The sequence below is a fragment of the Agarivorans sp. 2_MG-2023 genome (assembly GCF_030548085.1).
In the GTDB taxonomy this organism is placed as follows: Bacteria; Pseudomonadota; Gammaproteobacteria; order Enterobacterales; family Celerinatantimonadaceae; genus Agarivorans.
In genome coordinates this window covers 1-17,992 of the sequence record NZ_JAUORQ010000008.1, presented here as the reverse complement: position 1 = coordinate 17,992, position 17,992 = coordinate 1, and the positions used below count along the sequence as shown (strand labels likewise).

The window sequence follows — 17,992 nt, the reverse complement described above, 5'->3', positions numbered from 1 at the left end:
GATGTTGGTCGAATCTATAAGTTTATTGGATGAAGGTAAAGCTACTAGTCTTCTTCAGCAATCTGAAAAGCTTGATAATAAAATTACAGAAACAACATTTGATAGCTTAATTATTCATGGTGTAGAGAACCTGGATGATTCGTTAAGTAAGGCGGATACGCTAACTTCCGATTACGCATTAGGTACTGCTGATATTCAGGATGTAATGTTAGCCGTTGAAGAAGCCAGTATGACAATGCAGCTAGCTGTCACTGTACGAAATAAGATGGTTGAAGGCCTGCAAGAGTTATTAAGGATGCAGTTATAGTGAGTACAAGCAATAGAGATATAGTTTTTAGTTACTTAAAGAAACCTTTAGTTATTGGAATGATATTTGTTCTTGTTTTTTCAATGCTTGGAGTGTGGCTTATATATCGACCAAATTATAGCTTGCTCTACTCAGGAGTAGAGCAAAGTGAAGCTTCAAAAATAACCAAGCAGTTAAAGGAACTGAATATACCTTTTCTGTTAAGTGAGAATGGGACCGCAATCAGTGTCAACGAAAATGTGGTACAAGAAACCCGTATTAATCTTGCTGGAGAGGGGGTATCTATAACGGAGCCTGTGGGGTTTGAAATATTTGATGATGCTGATTTTGGTTTAACTGAGTTTGCCCAAAAAGTGAATTACCAGCGAGCAGTAGAAGGTGAGTTGGCTAGAACGATCTCAAGCAGCAATAATGTTAAGCAGGCTAGAGTACACTTATCTATTCCTGAGAAAAGGTCTTTTCAAAAAGAAGAAGAACCGGTTAAAGCTTCTATTACGGTGATTACTAAAGAAAATAAAGTACTCAGTAAGAAACAAGTTGTGGGTATCAAAAATCTAGTGTCTTCATCAGTAGTAGGTTTGAAAGTTGACAATATAACTTTACTAAATGGAAATGGAGATATCCTCGCCGATAATGATAACCTCTTGCAGCAAATGGAAGAAGATGGTAGCCGGTTGCATTATCAGAAAGAGTTTGAAGAGTATTTTACTGGTAAAATTGTAAATATCCTTTCACCAGTGTTGGGAGAGGATAATTTTCAGGTTGGTGTACATACCCAGTTAGATTTCGATAAGGTTCGCTCTACAAAGCGAGGCCTAAGTAATTCGCAGACTGGTGGGAGTGGATTTCTTAGCCGTCGATATGAAAAAACAGATGAATCCTCTGAGAAAAAATTGAGTCAATCAAAAGGAAAAACTCTTGAAGAAGAGTATTCCTATGGGAATGAACTTATTGAAACAGAAACCGCAACAGGAAAATTAATACGTTTGTCTATCGCTGTATTAGTTATAGGTGATGTTGATAAAAGTAACCTTGAGTCTATTCGGCAGTTGGTCGCTTCTGCATCCGGTATTCAAGCTGAAAGAGGTGATATCGTCACCGTTAAAGCGATTCCTAGGCATCAGCCTTCTCTTATGGAGAATAATGTTACTCCATTAGTGGAAGAAAAACTTTCTCCAGTGGTTAAGATAATTAGCTCTAACGAGAGTAACTCTCAGGGAGAAGTCGTTAACAAGTATAGCCAATACCTAAGTATTGATTTTATAGCTTTTTTCCTCATTATTTCAGCTTGCATTTCGGTTGTTGTATTTCAGTTAACCCGGTTCCATCTAAAGAAAAAAGTCAAACTACTTGATTTAGATGAAAAGCAAAGGCTACTTAAAGAAGTATCAGATTGGATCGCGTTGGAAAACAATAAAGTTAAGGGTTCACAATGACGTCGCCCTTAAAAGTTATAGCGAGTAGATTAGCGGTATTAAATAAGCGTGATTTAAAATGGATCCTAAAAAGGTTACCAAATGACATAGCCATTGAATTGAAGGGTTATATCGATAGTTTTATTTTAAAAGTCCCAGAGGATCTAAACGCTCTTACATCAGAGATCGAGCTTCACTACGCAAAAGAATGTGAGTTAGCATTTCTTAATAGGAGCAGCTTGGCTGTGCTCAGCGATGAGCTCTCTTACTTAAGTGTAGAGGACGCCCAATTGCTTAACGAGCTTTTTCCCGATAGTGTCAAGAGAGAACTCAAGGCTAAGTATTGCTGGAAGTGGTTAGATACTCTAATTGATGGAAATGTGTCTAATACAACTATCTATGTACAAGAAAAAATTCTGTATTTAGCTTCTGAACACTTGGGTAAGGAGCTTTAGTTATGGCTTCAGTTTTACTAGATACGAGTAAAATAAAGAGAAAGCAAGCTCTATCTCTCCCAGCTAAACAGCAATCTACCTTCACGTCAGAAGCAGCTAAGAAACATAACAATGAGGATTTGCACTCAGCTATTGCTCAAAAAGTTAGGCAAGAAATGGATAGTTATTATCGTCAGCAGCTAGAAGATGCATATGAGAAAGGGTATCAAGAGTGTAAGAAGGATAATAAGGAATCAAGCGATAATTTGGTAGCGGCCATAGGCGAACAACAAAATAAGTTAATTAAAACAGAGCAATTACTAAGCGATGCTACTAGTGCTCTAACTAAAGCCAAGGGCGACTTGTACCTTAAAGCCAAAAGTGAATTGTTAGAGGTGGTGTTTGAAGCCGTAGGTCGTATTGTCTGTGAAGATTACCTGCAAAGCGATAACAGAGTTGAGTTTCTAATTAATAGTATTCTAGAAAATCTCACTTTGAACAATAAAGTTACGTTAGCATTTCATTCTGAAGACCTACATATAATAAAATCTCAATACTCTTCTTTAATTGATAGCAACCCTCATTTGATTATGGTTAGTTGCCAGAACCAAGAAATTGGTGGAGTAACTATAACTTCTCCAGATGGAGAGTTAGACCTTAGGCTGTCTACTAAGCTACAGCAGTTTCAACAGTTACTCATTCAATCTTCAGAAGAAAGCTTTAATGTTTAACTCACTGCTCAAAAGCATTAAATCAACTCAGTTTGGTAAAGCTTCTGGCCGAGTTACTCGTTACAGTGGCTTGATGGCTGAGGCTTCTGGGCTAGAGGTTTTCGTAGGTGAACGCTGTGAAATATTTAGTGAAGATCATCATCAAACTATTCTAGCCGAAGTAATTGGGTTTATTGAGAACAAAACCCTGCTTATGCCAATTGGGAAAGGGGAAGGAATAACACTAAACAGTCGTGTGATCGGCCTGGGTGTTAAATCTATGGTTAAAGTAGGGCATGAGTTGTTGGGTCGAACTATAGATGCTTTTGTTAATCCAATTGATGATTTAGGCGCACTTAAATGCACGTCGTTAGCTCCTCTTAGAAGGGACAAAAGGCATAACCCACTCAGTCGAGAACGAGTGGATTATAGAGTCAGTACAAGCGTTCCAATTATTGACACTATGCTACCTATTGGAAGAGGACAGAGAATCGGAGTCTTTGCAGGAAGTGGTGTAGGTAAAAGCACTATATTAGGGCAGTGTGCGAATGCAGACCCAGATCAGATAAACGTAGTGGCTTTAATTGGCGAACGAGGAAGAGAAGTTGCAGACTTCATTGAAGATAATTTGGGTCAAGAAGGTTTAAGTAGGTCAGTAGTTATTGTGGCTACCTCCGATGAGCCACCATTGGTCAGGCGGTGTGCAGTATTTACAGCATTGGCAATAGCAGAATACTTTTGCGAGCAAAATAAGAATGTTTTGCTGACTCTTGACTCAATAACCAGGTTCGCGATGGCACAGCGCGAAATAGGTTTAGCTGCCGGAGAACCCCCAACGTCAAAAGGTTACACCCCATCGGTATTTAGCATGCTTCCGGAAGTCGTCGAGAGAACGGGAAACTTTAAAGGAAAAGGCTCGATTACAGCTTTGTTTTCAGTGCTTGTCGAAGGTGATGATCTTTCGGAACCCATTGCTGACGCGATGAGGGGGATTCTCGATGGACACATTGTGTTATCAAGAAAAATGGCTTCCAAAGGTCTATATCCAGCAGTAGATGTCTTAATGAGTAACAGTAGGTTGTGGCATAGAGTTTCCTCTATAGAGGAGCAGAATGTTGTAAATCAACTTAGAACACATTTGTCCGACAAAAAGGATGTCGAAGAAATGATTGAGATTGGGGCCTATAAATCGAATGAAAATGCGGATTTAGACTTAGCTTATAAAAAAGGCAAACTTATAGAATCTTATTTGCTAAGTAAAAGAAATGAAAATAAGAGTTTACAGCGCCTTTATTCAGACCTCCAGGGGATATTGAATGATGCAGGTTGACAAGAGTGAAGTTGAGCGAATGATTACTCTTTACTCTCGGTCTTTGAAGGCTAGCTTAGCTATGTTAAGCAAACTAAAACAAAGTATGAGCCTACTAGCTGTAGAGATGTCCAAGTTACAAAAAGACATTAAGTCCTGCGATAATCGCATTAATGACTTATACAAATGCTGTATAGATTCTCATAAAGAAAGCTATTACAGAAGACAAGAGATATTTGAAATAATAGATGAGATTGAATGTGAAAAAGAACGATTGGTCAATATGGAAAAAGCAACCTTAGATAAAGAATTGTTGATCATTGATGAGCTTTCTTTTATTCACAAAAAAATCAATCGTATAAAATCTTCGTTGTACACTTTGTTCAATAAAAATGCTTTGATTATCGACGATAACCATTTAGAACCATGGTTATTACAATATACTAGAAAAGGAAGTGTAGTATGTTAGAGGTTGCAGTCGCTTCGAATGAACACCTAACAAAATATGAATCAAAATCTAATCAGAGAAATGCTTCGGGACGTGATTTTTATCAGCTAGTCAATGGTAAAAAAGAATCAAAAGTGTTATCTGGTTCAACTAAAGTGCATTCAGAAAGTAGCGCAGAACTATTAATGTTGAACTCTTCTCAAAATGGACGTTTATCTAACGAGGGTGAATATCAAGAATGGCTAGAGGCCCAGAGCCATCACTTCAAAGATAACTTAAATTCTAGTTTCGAACACTTTCATAGCGATCGTATATTGGCTAATGGCTCATTGGTTAACAGTAACTTAACTCAACTATACCCATATACTCTTGTCGCTACAGGAAGCTTAGAGTACATAAGTACAATAGAAGCTAATACTCAGTTATTTACAGCAACTGGTAATGTAGTTATCAAGTTTCAAGAAAACTTGTCAACTTACTATAAAGGTAATCAATCTACTAACTCTGAAAATGTTAGTAGTGTTGCCCCCTTAAAATCTGTTTTTAATGGTATTGGCTTCAGAGATTTCGGCCATTTATCTAAACCTGCTCAGAAGACATCAAATCAACTTAGCTCTTATCAAATGGCGAATAGCCCAACATTACAATCCTTTAACTCTATATCTTTTAAGAAATTAACTTATATCAGATTAGTCGATGGAAATGTCAAAGTAGTGTTGCGAGATTATCGTATTGATCAAGAACAGATGAGTGAGTGGTATCACGAAATTGAAAGTAGTCTTAAACCTCATACTGGTTATGTACTAAATGGAGTGAGTCACCCAACAATTAGTAAAGGGAAGTCATCGTGAATGTAGAAGCTATTGGCGCTAATTTAGGTGCCCAGCAAGCAAGTTCCTTGGATAATACAACCTTATCTCAAGAAGATTTTATTAAGCTTTTTATGGCGCAGTTGAACTTTCAAGATCCCTTGGAACCCGTAGATAACGCAGAATTTCTGGCTCAAATGGCTCAGTTTACTGCAGTAGAACAAACAAGGATGATGAATGAAAAGCTGGATAGTTTATTGGCATTTGGAACTGTTGAGCAAGCAACTAGTTTAATTGGAAAACCTGTTGAAATCCGCAGTGGAACATCAAATCAACCAGGAATTGTTAAGGCTGTTGAATATACAGAAAACGGCCCTAGTTTGACGGTCGACACTGGAAGCAGTGAGTACTTAAAAGGAATTTCTATCTCTGACATAACGGTTGTCACAGATCAGTAAAAGGAAATCAGTATGTTACAAGCATTTTATAGCGGACTATCTGGGTTAGTTAGTTTTTCGAAAGGACTAAATCAGTTATCCAATAACGTTTCAAATATGAACACCCCAGGCTTTAAAGCTAAAGACTCTTTTTACCAAAGTGTTACCGGGGATAATGGTACTACTTTAAGTAACGAGTTTTTAAGGGAAAAACAAGGTGACATAAGAAGTACTGGTAATTATACCGACTTAGCTATAGATGGTGCAGGTTTCTTTGTTCTTCAAGATGGAGCAAACAGTTACCTAACTCGCGCTGGACAATTTACCATTGATGAAAACAATATACTGGTAGATAAGGCAACTGGTTATGCAGTATCTGGTATTGATAAGAATGGTAATTTGCAAAACATCAATATTACCGATAACAAGTTCTTGCCACCCGAAGCAACGTCTAAAGTGATGTTTGAAGGAAATATTTCAGCAGACGGCGACGCACACTCTGTAGAAAATGTATTCGTTTTTAGTCGAATAGGAGAAAACTTAAATTACAAGTTTGAGTTCGCAGATAGACACGCAATATACAAAACTGAAAAAGATGCAGATGGCGAAGATATTGAAGTACCAACTGGCGAGGTTGGTTGGACTGTTAAAGTCAAAGATGCTAATGACCAAGTCGTTTCTACAGAAGAAGTCCGGTATTCCGCCGATGGAAAAATCGTCGATGCATTTAGCCAAATAGAAATAGAAGTCCCCCAAGATTCAGCAAATCCCGATGCTGATAAATCTACCGTTACTTTAGACTTCTCTAGCACAAGTGGTTATGCCGCAGGAGAGTATTCTGATATGTCAGCATCAGCAGAAGATGGGCATGCCTTAGCTGGATTGACAAGAGTAAGCTTTGATAAAACAGGTAGTTTAAAATTATCGTACTCAAATGGTGATGATGTAATAGCTGGCCAAGTTGCGTTAGCTAATGTCAACAACGTTAGTATGTTGAAGCAAGAAAGCGGAGTACTGTTTTCAGCAATGAACGACGGAGATGTCATTCTTGGTCGAGCCGATTCTGGCGAGTTTGGCGAAATCATTGGCGAAAGTATTGAGCTTGCTAACGTTGAGTTGGCAGAAGAGTTTGCCGATATGATGATAGTCCAAAGGGGTTATCAGGCGAGCTCTCATGTCATGAATATCGCAAATGAAATGATAGAAACTCTATATAATTCAGGGCGATGAAGTAAGTCTTATGAAACCAATTAGATTTTCAAGTCGTTCAGGTTTGCAAGTATTAATGGAAGCTTTTCAACCCCTTGTTGAACAGTGGAAGATTAACTGGGTGTCCCCAGACACCGAGCTCTTACAACTCGAAGGCGATTTATTACTGTCACCACCAACTCAAAAAAGTTGGTTCAGTGTCAGTGCTAACAAAGGCCACTTATTTGTCCCACACGACGAACAAACATTAGTAAGTTTGGTCGAGCTTATTTTCGGCGTTGATGATAAAACTGCCCGAGTGCTTTTAGAAAAAAATATAACTAAAACTTTGGTTTTTCATGCAATAGAAGAACTTCTATTGTCTTTTTCTGCGCATTTAGGTGGTAACTCAAAGCAACATTTGGTTGAGACTAACAAGCCTTCTTTGCAGTTCGGATTAATAAATGCCGGGGGATATGTTTTTACGCTTGGGCCAATAGAAATCGTAGCTGACGGCGCATTGACTAAAGTTGAAAACCCAAGTTCTTCTCAACTCAGTAGCTTAAGTTCTAGTATCGAGAAATCTAAGGTTACAACTGAAATATACCTACCGACTAGCAAAGTAAAATATGATCAAATAGTCAATTTGCAAAAAGGCAATTTGCTGATCACCGATGCTAAGGTGGGCAACGCTTTGGAGTTACGAGTTAACAACAAAGCATTTAAAGCAGGTTTTTTAGCAAAGCGGGAAAAAAACTTAGTTTTACAGATTAATAATGAGGACCGTTGAAATGGAAGAAGTAATTGTATCTGATTTAGCCATAGAAGAAGTAGGTGAAGAGATAGTTAATAACGACGTAACTTGGCGAACAGAGGCTATTAAAGAGGTCGAGGTTGAAATAGAAATTAGAGTCGGTCAGGCTTTAATGACAGTTGCGGAGTTATTTTCTTTAAATAAAGGAAGTATCGTAGAGCTAAGTAACCACCTTAACCAACCTGTGGAACTCTTACTGAACAACAAGGTTATCGGAGAAGGTGTTTTAGTCGCCTGCGGTGATAACTATGGCGTAGAAGTTACCAATGTTGCAGAGTGATGAAAAAGAGCTGATAAATACGCAAATCGTAAGTTCAGACTTAGCATTTAAATCCGCCCCAACTACTGACTTTTCAACAATGCTAAGTATTGTTGTTGTTTTATTAGTGGTGTGCGTCATAGCCTTTTATTTATCAAATAGAAATAGAATGTTCATCAAGAAGTCTCCTGCTACTAGTCAAGATAAGTGGCACCTAGTGGAACGAATTAAACTCTCTGATAGTACAAGTATATATATTGTTAGTGATGGTCAAACCCAATGGCCAATAGCAGAGTCGAGTAAGAATATCGAGGTATTGGCGTCAGTCAAAAACCGAGAGCATGATGCGAATATCCACAATGAATAATAGAAAAAGGTTGTTGTTCAAGAGTTGCTTGGTGTGCTTTATGGGGATGCCATTTATTGCACAAGCCGCCGTTCCTGGGGGCATACCGTCACTACCTGAAAGTACATTCTCATTGTTAGAGGACGATTGGCAGGCTCCGGTTAAGTACCTAGTTATGGTTACTGCATTATCGTTTATCCCTGCGGCAATGATAGCTGCCACCTCTTTTACACGAATAATTATTGTTTTAAGTATGTTGCGCATGGCATTGGGCTTGCAGTCCTCCCCGCCAAATTCAGTTATTGTTTTACTGTCTCTCTTCCTTACTTTTTTTTCTATGTCCCCAGTTATTGAAGAAGTAAATAACTTAGCGATAAATCCTTACTTAAACCAAGAGCAAAGTTTCAAGTCGTCTGTAGACATAGGAGCTGAGCAACTTAAGAAATTTATGGTTGTTAATACTGAAGAAAATGCCTATCTGTCATTACTCGAAGCTACGAACACGCCTCCTCCTCAGAGTATGGATGATTTGTCTTATTTACACTTAGTCCCCGCCTTCATGCTAAGTGAAATTAAAGTAGCTTTTCAGATGGGCTTTCTTATTTTCATCCCGTTTGTGCTCATCGACCTAATTGTTGCAAGTGTATTAATGGGATTGGGGATGATTATGGTGCCACCCATGACCATTTCAATGCCCTTAAAAATTTTGGTCTTCGTATTAGCTGATGGTTGGAATTTGCTCACGCACTCTCTTTTATTGAGTTTCGCTAATTGAAGACCCGGCTACCAAAATGAACGAAAACGCTAAGTTAACAGAAGTTGTAAACTTGTACTCTTCGTGGACAAGAGGTGTCGCGAAGAGTTTGTACATTAAATACTATGCTTCAGGTGTTGAGCTTGAGGATTATGTGCAATACGCAACAGTAGGGTTAATAGAGTCAGCCGAGCGATTCGATCGCAAGCAGCCTGTAAAATTTACTAGTTTTGCTTACTTACGCGTAAAGGGTACGATTCTTAATAACATTTATAAATACTCAGAGGTGGGTAGTCTCAGTCACAATATTAGGCGTAGAGAAAAAGAGCGTTTGAGTAGCTTAAAAGAAAGCGCAGAGACCACAATCGAGGCCTATTCTTCATTGGTTATCGAGCTGTCCATTGCCAACTTGATAGAAGACAAAGTAGAACATCTTTTTTCTGAAGAGCAAAATTTAGAGCCTTACCAAAATTACGAGAATACTCAAGTTTTGGGCTTACTTAAACCGTTACTCATACAACTACCCTATCTACAAAAACAAGTAATGACTTTGCATTACTTTCATCAATTGCCGTTTGCAAATATTGCTTCAGTGCTTAGTTTAAGCCGCGCGCGAGTATCTCAGTTGCATGTTGAGGCTTTACGAGTTGTGCGAAAGAAAATGGAAATTAACAAATGTTACGATTGCTAATTGAAAGGAAGCTATAAATAGTATGCTGGCAATTGCATGTACCTTAGTTGACGCGGAAGAACAGCTAGATTTTTTTATCCGATACCATCTGTCTATTGGTTTCGATCGTTTATATCTTTTCTTTGATGACCCTTTGGATAGTTCAATCGAAATTGCAGTCCGTTATCCTCAGGTAGTTGCAACTATATGTGATGCTAGCTGGAGAGAACAATGTAAGCAAAGCTTAAAACCTAGCTCTATATTGGAGGAAGGTTTATACGATCAAGAGGCAATGGTTAGGCAAGAGGCTAATTTACGGTTTGCTCTAAAAAAGGCCTCTAAAGATAAAGTCTCATGGCTTTTACATATCGATATTGACGAATTGTTCTATGTTCCTACATATGATGCTAAAGCACACTTTAACGAAGTTGCTAAAAGTGGGAAAAAAAACATCCTTTACGCTAATGCAGAAGCACTTATTGACTCAAAAAATACGACTCGTATTTTACCTAGTTCCAAGCTATTTAAGCGGAATTTCTTTAAACAAAATAAATGGGTGTTTACTCAAGCACAAAGAGACCTACTTAAGTCGCTGGGTATCAAACCAGAGCATTTTTTTCACTACTACCAAAATGGTAAATCTGCAGTTCATTTAGACCAGGGGATTGAAGTTATGGATGTTCACAATTTCAAAACCAAAACACCCCCTTACCTCTGGGAGCAAGATCAGGCTAAGGTCTTGCATTTTCCTTGTCCCACTTATGATTCTTTTGAAAAAAAATATCAGCGTTTAGGGCTATTCTCTAATCAATGGCGCGGTAGCCCGCGAGATGGATTGTTTATTAGTAAGCTACATACCCAATCGAGAGATGTAGCAGCCCAAGGTGTGAAGCTAAAGGAATTCTACACATCTAATTTTTCGCTAGAAGATCCCGCCACTATAGCTTCACTTCAGCAGGCAGGTTTGGTTGATAGCATAGAGTCGTTGGAAGATCAGGTAAAAAGCCAACATCAACTAGTCGCTAGCTCTATGGCTTCTAGAAATAAGCTAATAGACAAACTACAAGGCTACTGTGAGCAACAAAATCTAAGTGCCAATCTTACTGAACCATTAATCAGTCAATTAGTTGAACACATTGGCCGTTTAGAATACGCCCTAAGTACGGTTTATCCTAAAGAAGGCTTAGCACATCAAATTATTGAATCGGCTTTCAAGCTAGTAGTTCAAGCAACGGAAACTCGATTACCTTTTTTCCGCGATGTTGACAACCAACGTGGTGCCGAACACGATTGGCTTTCGACCAGTTCACGAGTCGGTGCTTGTTTGTATGTAGACAAATTTGCTGGCAACTTTTCGGGCTTAAAAGCACGCTTAAGTTATTTACGTGACATGGGAATAAACTATCTTTACTTGTTGCCTCCTTTTGAAGCACACCCTGGTAAGAATGATGGTGGATTTGCAATTAAAGATTATGAGCAAATTGCAGCTCATTTAGGTGGTAATAGCCAGTTTAATGAGTTTGTTTCTCTATTAAAAAAATATGATATTGGATTGTGTTTAGATTTCGTGCTCAATCATACTGCTATGTCACATGAATGGGCTCAAAAGGCGATAGCGGGAGAACAAGACTACAAGAACTATTATTGGCTTTTTGAGTCTGAGCAAGAGGCCATACAGTGGCTGAATGGAGTAGAGGACACATTCCCAGAACAAGGGCGTGACATTAGCTTTAATAAAGAGCTGAACTGCTATATTTGGACAACCTTTAATCAGTATCAATGGGACCTAAACTACAGTAACCCTAACGTTTTTTTGGCTATGTTAGAAAAGCTGTTGTCATTGATTAATATGGGGGTCGATGTTCTCAGGCTTGATGCTATTCCGCACATTTGGAAAGAGAAAAATACCAGTTGTAAGAACCGGCCAGAATGTCACTTGTTAGTTGAAGCATATCAAGCGTTTGCATCAATGCTATCTCCAACAGTCAAACTTGTATCAGAAGCCATAGTGTCTCCCGATAAAGTAGAAGACTATATACAAGATGACCGAACCAGCTACGCTTATCGACCCGTACTAACAGCCTCGTTATGGTATTCAATTATGAGTGCCGATAGCTCGGTTATGAGGCATCAGTTATCGCGTTGGAGTGCTTTGCCAAAAAATTGTAACTGGATAAGCTATGTCAATTGCCATGACGATGTACACTGGGTGTTTAGCAATAATTCTTTACTTGAACAAACACCTAGCCTAAAAATCAATCATTTTTACGACAAAATACTTTCTTTCTACATCAACCCCACAGATAGCACTTTTGCCAGAGGAAAACTATTTCAAAGAGCGCGTATAGTAGGCTCAACAGCATCTTTAGCTGGCCTAGAAAAAGCCTTAGATAACTCTGACCAATTGGGGATAGAAAAAAGTGTAGCTCGTATTCTATTGATGCACGCTGTTGTCTTGTCTATAGGTGGTTTACCCATTATCTACATGGGCGACGAAGTCGCTGAACTTAATGATTATAGTTATGTTAACGATCAAGACCTTGCCTATGATTCGCGTTGGATCCACAGACCAAAGCGAAACTGGTTCGCACTAAAAAATGCTTTAGCGCGGCCAAATAGTCCTGAATCTAAAGTGCATTCCAGCTTAACCCAGTTGTGTTTATCCAGAAAAAAATTACCAGTTTTGTCTGGTCATATATTTAAACCAGCATTAACTGACTCGCGACAAGTTTTTGCCTTTACCAGGGAAGATAGCGAATGTGAATTTCTCTTCTTAGGTAACTTCTCCCCATTACCTCAGGTTATCGCCACTTTAGATAGTGCAAAAGAGTTAGCGGCGAATAATTGGAGAGATGTTTTAGATGATGACCCCAAAGAAAAACCATTACCCAAGTCACTAAAGCCTTATCAATATTATTGGCTAATTAGGATTAAAGTTAAAACGGAGATTTAATATGTTAAATGAGAAAAAATTATTGGAATCAGATGAGCTACTTGCGTTGTCTCGTATAGCTATTGAGCGTGAAGATTATGAAGGCGCACTTATGAAGCTAAAGTCAATATTAGATGAGCCAGAAATTCCAGTAGGAGTTTATGCTTTACTAGGAAGGGTATACGCCGCTTTAGAACTGTTCGAAAAAGCAATAATTGCGTTCGATGAGTACCTAATACATAGGCCTGAAGTAGTGCCAGAAAAATTTCATCTAGGAGCTGTGTATAGAGAGATGGGAGAGAACGAAAAAGCACTACAAATCTGGGATGAGGTACTAGATAAAGCTCCTGATTTCCCGCCGGTTTTATATAATCAAGCTCTCTACTACTTAGAAGAAAAAGACGAAGATGGTGCAATAGAAAAGCTTAACTACATTATCGAAAATATAGATCCCGAAGATAACCATGTAGATATGGCTAACCGATTATTATCAACAATCAGCTTAGCTTCATAATTATCTATACTATGGAACAGATTTTATTTACTAGAATTTAAAATCTGTTCCAATAAAAGTTGCATGTCTTCATCCGAAGCTAGCAGGCTTGATATTTTACCGCTAAGTTTAATAATATCATTTTCAGTCAGCTTTTCTGCTAAAGGATGCTTACTAATAATATTCTGGTTCAACTTAAAAATAGCTTCTTGTGGATTATCGTTATAGAGTTTTTTAAGTGCAGAAAAGTCTATGGCTGTAGGCTTTCTCTGTAAGCGTTCACTAACAGCCTCTTTCTTTTTTACTCTACTTTTTTGAGAGTTTTGTTCTAAGCGCTGTATGCTAACTGGCGCAATAGAGCGAACTATCTTTGTCATAGCGGTTACTGCTTATATGCGCCAAGTAAAAACGAATGTGTAGATAAGTCATCGATATTACTTTCTAACTCTGCTGCTGGCTTTGGGTTTTCGTTACTATTGTTAGCAATATTAGGCATTGTTTCCAATGCTTCAATTACACCTTCCATATCTCCATTAAGTGAAGGATTTTCATTATTAATGCTAATACCCAGTTTAAGTTGTTCGATCGCTTCATCTTTTTTATTGTCTAGCGAGAATAAAATACCTTTAGCAAAATTAATCAAATATTCCGGAGTAGCTGAAGTCAACTCTTTTAGCTCAACAGCTCCATCTTCTGTTTGACCTGTTGCTAGCAGGGATAGTGCTAGTTGAAATCGAGCTAGAGAAAACTCAGGTTCAGTTCTTAAACAATCTTTAAAACCCACTATAGCTTCGTTAAACATACCTAAACTAGCGTAAGTTGACGCCAACAAAAATTTCCCTTGATGATGCTCAGGGCTTCTTTCTACTAACTCTTTTAAATAGCTCAGTGCTTTGTCATTTCGCTGATTGTTTGCCGCATCAATCGCTAAGTGAAAAAGCTCGTTAGTAGAGAAGTTCGACGTCATTTAGAAAATCCTTATTCCGCTAAAGTAGTGATGAAATTGTCGTGTTAAGTAAACTAAACCGACTAAGATATAAACACCTTAGAATAGCATTATTGCTTTAGGCTTAGGAAATAGAATATAAGTTTTAGTCATAATATTGTTAGTTAACGTTCAGGTGCTATATCCTAAGTGCTTGCTATATCTTTCTGCTGATTATGAAAAGCCATTTTATGTTCAAATATTTCAAAAATGCTAAGCCAGTCAAGTGGAGCTTTTTCACATAGGCCAGCTTCATAGAAGAACACATCAGAAAAGCTTTGCTGTTCTAATATTCTTATATCGTTATGCTTCGAGTAAAAGTACTGAATATTTTCTAACCATTGGTGGTACTTGTCTTTGTTTAACTGCTCTGCAGAACTTAAATGCCAAACAGCATTATTAAGCATTTCAAACTCTATGGCTTCTTTGGTCAATCTATAACCCAGCTCAACGTCTTCTAAGCCCCAGCCCAAAAACTTTTCATCGAAGAGAGTATTCAAAAATAGCTCTTTTTCTATACAGAAGTTACAACTCCAAAAAAGGTGCCACTTTCCTGCTAGGGTATCTATGGGGCGGTTAAAGCGTTGCTCCAAACTTAAACGAATGTCTTTATGCCATTTAACTTTGTTTGTAATGGCAGCCAACCCCGTTTTATTGTATTGGTTTAGCACTAAGCCTAAATAATGTGGCGGTATCTCATTTCGGGTTCCCAAAACCAACCGCCTTTTGGGTTTACACTTGAAGTACTGGCAGTATTTCGACAGTAGCGTTGGTTCTACAAAGTGATCACCATCTACAAAAACTAGATAAGGATATTTTGCAAGTGCAGCACCTTTGTTCCTTGCTCTGGCTCTAGAGGAGAGTTTGTTTCTAGGTAGGTAAAGGTAGTTGATTTCTATATTGCTTGGAAAGTCAGATAATTTATTGAGCGGTTGGGAACTCCCATCGTCAATAACTATAAGCTCAAACTCACCCTTTGAGTAATCAAGCTTGGCGTAAGAAGCTAGTGCCAAGTTCAGCAATACTGGGTCATCTTTAATAATAATTACAATTGAAAAGTTCATATAAACTAACTACAAAGCCTACAAGTCAGTTTTTATTATAGGCTTTTTACAATTTCTTGAAAGCGCTTTCTTTGGGGTGTAATGTGTAGAGTATATTCACAAGTAAGGAGAAATTTAGTTGGTTCAGCCTCTTTGTATATTGTTAACAAACTATAAGCGTCCGCAAAATATTCCTCACATTATTAATGAGTGCTTAAAAGTAAAAAGCCTAGAACAGCTAATCCTTATTGATAATTCGAAACCTGGTTTAGCTAAACAAATAGACTATCAGTTACCCTCAGAAGTTGTATACATGGGCGATGGCGTAAACCGAGGCGCGAGTTATCGCTTTAGCATTGCTGCAAGCTTGAAGGGAAAAACTGTACTGTGCTTAGACGACGATCTCTTTCTAAGTGCAGAGCAAATAGCGCTCTTGCAGACTAAATTTGCAGAACAGCCAAATAGGATGCATGGGGTTTGGGGGCAGAAAGTGGTAACAAAATATAAGCAGTTGGTATTAGCTGGTGGGCTATATGGCCAAAACACCGAGTTAGATATACTTAACCGCGTTTATATGTTTAGCCCTTATTATGCAGAACAAGCACAAATATTCGCTAAGAATCTTGGCTTTAACCGCTGGAGTGAAATTGGTCCTACGGATGATATCTTGATGAGTTATTCTGGGGATAATAAGCCACTATGCCATGATGTAGGGGCTATTCAAGACTGCCCTAGCTCTAATGCACCTGGGGTAGCTATTTGGATGAGTAAAGGCTTTCACAAAATTAGATCTCAGCTTGTAAGCTGTATTTTGGAATACAAGAGTACACATCACTTAGGGGGCTAACGCCCTTAAGCTCTTTCTTCACTCATGTGCAGGGCGTTCCGACTAGCATTGCATTTACTGATCCTACGAGCATTAAAGAGTTTCACTACTTGTGGATATCAAGGCATGAGGGGAGCAGCGTCGCGAAGGCTAGGTACATCGCGCTGTTTTTATGGCTTTCAACTTGACGTTAATATCAAGCACCTTGCCGATATAAAACTATCTTAAGTTAAATATTGTTATGTGTCAGATCAACTATTGATAAATAGTTTCCTAGTAAGTCACTGACTTTATGTAAAATGCTGTTTTTATTAAATTAAATATAGAACTTAAAATACAAGGAAGTTAAGAAATGAAGTTTTGGAAGTTGTTATCTGTTGTCTCCGTATTAAATTTAGCTGCTTGTGGTGGGGGAGGTAGTGACGGAGGCGGTGGCAACTCAGATATTGAAGATTCTACAATTCTTTCTAGTCAATACCTACCAGCTCAAAGTGGAGCTGTTTGGCGCTACTCCGATGTGAATACTGGCCAGATTTATCAGCTTTCCAGCTCCAGTGTTGCTTCATCTTCAAATAATACAGAGCGCTTTACGTTAAATTGGGAGCACAGTGGCTTTAAGCAATCCTTTAACTACTCACAAGGAGAGCTATTTATTGAGAGCCTTCACGTTGATCAGCTTATTATTGATGGAAAAAATTACAAACTAAATTTCAATCTTTCCGATAACCCAATGCTTTTGTTACCCGAATTTGCACAGGAAGGAAAACGCTCAGATCTCGGATACAAAGACTTGGGAGTCACTATTAGCCCAAGTATTGGTGCAACTTATGGCGACTACTTGCAAGAGTGGGTATATCACGGGATCGATACGGTTGTCACCGCCTCGGGTAATTATGAAGCGCTACATATTAGTTACTGGTTGGCGCTTAATGTGTCAGTAGACGTTGATGACTTGGGAGTCACTGTTAGTGAGCAGATACGCCTCGAGCAAGAACTGTGGTTTAGCCCTTCTATAGGTATTGTTAAATTAGTCGACCGTAGTGAATCAGCAACTCAGCCACTTGAGTTATCTCTTATTAGCTTTAATAAGTACCAAGATGATGCTGGGAATGCTAGCGAGTTACCGGTGAATATTAGCATTGACCAAGAAAGCCCATGGCGTAACCCTAATGCTGCCTATGGTTTAGATCAATATTACGGTACTTGGGGAAATCAAAGTTACACATGCAATCCTGATCTTTCGAGTACCTCTACATATGAATTAACGGTTGCAGAAGAATTATTAACTTTACGCACTACGACCTACGATAGCCTTTATTGTATTAATGCTGGTACTGATATCCACAAGACAGAGTCAATAAAATCGGGAACATATAAGTTTGTTGATAATGGAGATGCATCCTCAAGTATCTCCTTAGTTCTTACTGTAGATAGTCATCAATCTAGAGCTCTAAACGGTAGCAGAGAGTGGGGAGAATATGAGGAAATGCGGACAGGCGGAGGGGAAATGCTAACGCTAGAAAAGCTGGATAATTCTCGAATTAATTTGGGAGTTTATGAAGCTGAAACTCTGTATCTCAATGAATTGAATTTTATTGCGCCTTAGATTATTGAGGTAAATATCGCCAGAAAAAGCTCAAGCCAGTTCTTGAGCTTTTTTCTTGCTTTAATAAAGCGTTGCGGGCTTATCCACTTTCCCCACTTTCTCACATAGTCGTAATTCACCACGCGTGGCTCACCAACTTCTTCCGGTTTGATTAGCATGTTGCTGTAAATGTTTGCTCGAACCAGCAGCGCCTATAAAGTGCTTATC

At 38.5% G+C, this 17,992-nt stretch carries 21 protein-coding genes; 18 read left to right on the top strand and 3 right to left on the bottom strand.

What is annotated here, in order from left to right:
- Nucleotide 1 precedes the first annotated feature (1 nt).
- Genes fliE through Q4549_RS13005 form a run of 16 tightly spaced genes read left to right on the top strand, consistent with a single transcriptional unit; the run spans nt 2 to nt 13,346 of the window.
- On the top strand, nt 2–307 hold the full coding sequence (gene fliE / locus Q4549_RS13080; protein WP_303552714.1) for a flagellar hook-basal body complex protein FliE: 306 nt from the start codon (nt 2–4) through the stop codon (nt 305–307).
- Nucleotides 307–1,743 carry a flagellar basal-body MS-ring/collar protein FliF gene (gene fliF, locus Q4549_RS13075; protein ID WP_303552715.1) on the top strand — a complete coding sequence of 479 codons (1,437 nt, stop codon included), beginning with the start codon at nt 307–309 and terminating at the stop codon, nt 1,741–1,743. The genes fliE and fliF overlap by 1 nt, the downstream gene beginning before the upstream one ends.
- A complete protein-coding gene (locus Q4549_RS13070) occupies nt 1,740–2,177 on the top strand; it encodes a hypothetical protein (protein ID WP_303552716.1) in 438 nt (145 codons plus the stop codon). The genes fliF and Q4549_RS13070 overlap by 4 nt, the downstream gene beginning before the upstream one ends.
- 2 nt (nt 2,178–2,179) lie before the next feature.
- Nucleotides 2,180–2,887: a FliH/SctL family protein gene (locus Q4549_RS13065; RefSeq protein ID WP_303552717.1), complete on the top strand. Its 708-nt coding sequence runs from the start codon at nt 2,180–2,182 to the stop codon at nt 2,885–2,887.
- Nucleotides 2,880–4,196 (top strand): FliI/YscN family ATPase, encoded by a 1,317-nt coding sequence (locus Q4549_RS13060; RefSeq protein ID WP_303552718.1) that lies wholly within the window; start codon nt 2,880–2,882, stop codon nt 4,194–4,196. Before Q4549_RS13065 ends, Q4549_RS13060 begins: the two co-directional genes overlap by 8 nt.
- On the top strand, nt 4,183–4,644 hold the full coding sequence (locus Q4549_RS13055; RefSeq protein ID WP_303552719.1) for a hypothetical protein: 462 nt from the start codon (nt 4,183–4,185) through the stop codon (nt 4,642–4,644). The genes Q4549_RS13060 and Q4549_RS13055 overlap by 14 nt, the downstream gene beginning before the upstream one ends.
- Nucleotides 4,638–5,474, top strand: coding sequence for a hypothetical protein (locus Q4549_RS13050; RefSeq protein WP_303552720.1), 837 nt, complete (start codon nt 4,638–4,640; stop codon nt 5,472–5,474). The genes Q4549_RS13055 and Q4549_RS13050 overlap by 7 nt, the downstream gene beginning before the upstream one ends.
- A complete protein-coding gene (locus Q4549_RS13045) occupies nt 5,471–5,890 on the top strand; it encodes a flagellar hook assembly protein FlgD (protein WP_303552721.1) in 420 nt (139 codons plus the stop codon). The genes Q4549_RS13050 and Q4549_RS13045 overlap by 4 nt, the downstream gene beginning before the upstream one ends.
- 12 nt (nt 5,891–5,902) lie before the next feature.
- Nucleotides 5,903–7,099 carry a flagellar basal-body rod protein FlgF gene (flgF, locus tag Q4549_RS13040; RefSeq protein WP_303552722.1) on the top strand — a complete coding sequence of 399 codons (1,197 nt, stop codon included), beginning with the start codon at nt 5,903–5,905 and terminating at the stop codon, nt 7,097–7,099.
- 10 nt (nt 7,100–7,109) lie between these two features.
- Complete coding sequence (locus Q4549_RS13035) at nt 7,110–7,847, top strand: FliM/FliN family flagellar motor switch protein (protein ID WP_303552723.1); 738 nt, start codon at nt 7,110–7,112, stop codon at nt 7,845–7,847.
- 1 nt (nt 7,848) lies between these two features.
- Nucleotides 7,849–8,151 carry a FliM/FliN family flagellar motor switch protein gene (locus Q4549_RS13030; RefSeq protein WP_303552724.1) on the top strand — a complete coding sequence of 101 codons (303 nt, stop codon included), beginning with the start codon at nt 7,849–7,851 and terminating at the stop codon, nt 8,149–8,151.
- The gene (locus tag Q4549_RS13025; RefSeq protein ID WP_303552725.1) at nt 8,138–8,497 is read left to right on the top strand and encodes a hypothetical protein; all 360 of its coding nucleotides are present in this window, start codon (nt 8,138–8,140) and stop codon (nt 8,495–8,497) included. The genes Q4549_RS13030 and Q4549_RS13025 overlap by 14 nt, the downstream gene beginning before the upstream one ends.
- 40 nt (nt 8,498–8,537) lie before the next feature.
- Nucleotides 8,538–9,251 (top strand): flagellar type III secretion system pore protein FliP, encoded by a 714-nt coding sequence (gene fliP, locus Q4549_RS13020; protein ID WP_303552726.1) that lies wholly within the window; start codon nt 8,538–8,540, stop codon nt 9,249–9,251.
- Nucleotides 9,252–9,267: 16 nt separating this feature from the next.
- Nucleotides 9,268–9,921 (top strand): sigma-70 family RNA polymerase sigma factor, encoded by a 654-nt coding sequence (locus Q4549_RS13015; protein WP_303552727.1) that lies wholly within the window; start codon nt 9,268–9,270, stop codon nt 9,919–9,921.
- A gap of 22 nt (nt 9,922–9,943) precedes the next feature.
- Nucleotides 9,944–12,853 (top strand): alpha-amylase family glycosyl hydrolase, encoded by a 2,910-nt coding sequence (locus Q4549_RS13010; RefSeq protein ID WP_303552728.1) that lies wholly within the window; start codon nt 9,944–9,946, stop codon nt 12,851–12,853.
- A gap of 1 nt (nt 12,854) precedes the next feature.
- Complete coding sequence (locus tag Q4549_RS13005) at nt 12,855–13,346, top strand: lipopolysaccharide assembly protein LapB (protein ID WP_303552729.1); 492 nt, start codon at nt 12,855–12,857, stop codon at nt 13,344–13,346.
- Between the two features lie 23 nt (nt 13,347–13,369).
- Here the strand turns inward: Q4549_RS13005 and Q4549_RS13000 are convergent, their stop codons facing one another.
- The 3 genes from Q4549_RS13000 to Q4549_RS12990 form a co-directional block, all read right to left on the bottom strand.
- On the bottom strand, nt 13,370–13,702 hold the full coding sequence (locus tag Q4549_RS13000) for a hypothetical protein (protein ID WP_303552730.1): 333 nt from the start codon (nt 13,700–13,702) through the stop codon (nt 13,370–13,372).
- Nucleotides 13,703–13,707: 5 nt separating this feature from the next.
- Entirely contained in the window at nt 13,708–14,292 is a 585-nt protein-coding gene (locus tag Q4549_RS12995) for a M48 family metallopeptidase (protein WP_303552731.1), read from the bottom strand.
- Between the two features lie 164 nt (nt 14,293–14,456).
- On the bottom strand, nt 14,457–15,374 hold the full coding sequence (locus tag Q4549_RS12990) for a glycosyltransferase family 2 protein (RefSeq protein ID WP_303552732.1): 918 nt from the start codon (nt 15,372–15,374) through the stop codon (nt 14,457–14,459).
- Between the two features lie 118 nt (nt 15,375–15,492).
- Here Q4549_RS12990 and Q4549_RS12985 point away from each other — a divergent pair, with 118 nt between their 5' ends.
- Together Q4549_RS12985 and Q4549_RS12980 are read left to right on the top strand one after the other, a co-directional pair.
- Nucleotides 15,493–16,200, top strand: a complete 708-nt coding sequence (locus Q4549_RS12985; RefSeq protein WP_303552733.1) for a hypothetical protein — start codon at nt 15,493–15,495, stop codon at nt 16,198–16,200.
- Between the two features lie 331 nt (nt 16,201–16,531).
- On the top strand, nt 16,532–17,785 hold the full coding sequence (locus Q4549_RS12980; RefSeq protein ID WP_303552734.1) for a hypothetical protein: 1,254 nt from the start codon (nt 16,532–16,534) through the stop codon (nt 17,783–17,785).
- Nucleotides 17,786–17,992: the final 207 nt, after the last annotated feature.

What these genes read in the sequence shown, in the direction of transcription:
- fliE (WP_303552714.1), top strand. Translation starts at nt 2, where the DNA reads ATGTTGGTCGAATCTATAAGTTTATTGGATGAAGGTAAAGCTACTAGT.
- Q4549_RS13070 (WP_303552716.1), top strand. Translation starts at nt 1,740, where the DNA reads ATGACGTCGCCCTTAAAAGTTATAGCGAGTAGATTAGCGGTATTAAAT.
- Q4549_RS13065 (WP_303552717.1), top strand. Translation starts at nt 2,180, where the DNA reads ATGGCTTCAGTTTTACTAGATACGAGTAAAATAAAGAGAAAGCAAGCT.
- Q4549_RS13060 (WP_303552718.1), top strand. Translation starts at nt 2,880, where the DNA reads ATGTTTAACTCACTGCTCAAAAGCATTAAATCAACTCAGTTTGGTAAA.
- Q4549_RS13055 (WP_303552719.1), top strand. Translation starts at nt 4,183, where the DNA reads ATGATGCAGGTTGACAAGAGTGAAGTTGAGCGAATGATTACTCTTTAC.
- Q4549_RS13050 (WP_303552720.1), top strand. Translation starts at nt 4,638, where the DNA reads ATGTTAGAGGTTGCAGTCGCTTCGAATGAACACCTAACAAAATATGAA.
- flgF (WP_303552722.1), top strand. Translation starts at nt 5,903, where the DNA reads ATGTTACAAGCATTTTATAGCGGACTATCTGGGTTAGTTAGTTTTTCG.
- Q4549_RS13035 (WP_303552723.1), top strand. Translation starts at nt 7,110, where the DNA reads ATGAAACCAATTAGATTTTCAAGTCGTTCAGGTTTGCAAGTATTAATG.
- Q4549_RS13030 (WP_303552724.1), top strand. Translation starts at nt 7,849, where the DNA reads ATGGAAGAAGTAATTGTATCTGATTTAGCCATAGAAGAAGTAGGTGAA.
- Q4549_RS13025 (WP_303552725.1), top strand. Translation starts at nt 8,138, where the DNA reads ATGTTGCAGAGTGATGAAAAAGAGCTGATAAATACGCAAATCGTAAGT.
- fliP (WP_303552726.1), top strand. Translation starts at nt 8,538, where the DNA reads ATGGGGATGCCATTTATTGCACAAGCCGCCGTTCCTGGGGGCATACCG.
- Q4549_RS13015 (WP_303552727.1), top strand. Translation starts at nt 9,268, where the DNA reads ATGAACGAAAACGCTAAGTTAACAGAAGTTGTAAACTTGTACTCTTCG.
- Q4549_RS13010 (WP_303552728.1), top strand. Translation starts at nt 9,944, where the DNA reads ATGCTGGCAATTGCATGTACCTTAGTTGACGCGGAAGAACAGCTAGAT.
- Q4549_RS13005 (WP_303552729.1), top strand. Translation starts at nt 12,855, where the DNA reads ATGTTAAATGAGAAAAAATTATTGGAATCAGATGAGCTACTTGCGTTG.
- Q4549_RS13000 (WP_303552730.1), bottom strand. Translation starts at nt 13,702, where the DNA reads ATGACAAAGATAGTTCGCTCTATTGCGCCAGTTAGCATACAGCGCTTA.
- Q4549_RS12995 (WP_303552731.1), bottom strand. Translation starts at nt 14,292, where the DNA reads ATGACGTCGAACTTCTCTACTAACGAGCTTTTTCACTTAGCGATTGAT.
- Q4549_RS12990 (WP_303552732.1), bottom strand. Translation starts at nt 15,374, where the DNA reads ATGAACTTTTCAATTGTAATTATTATTAAAGATGACCCAGTATTGCTG.
- Q4549_RS12980 (WP_303552734.1), top strand. Translation starts at nt 16,532, where the DNA reads ATGAAGTTTTGGAAGTTGTTATCTGTTGTCTCCGTATTAAATTTAGCT.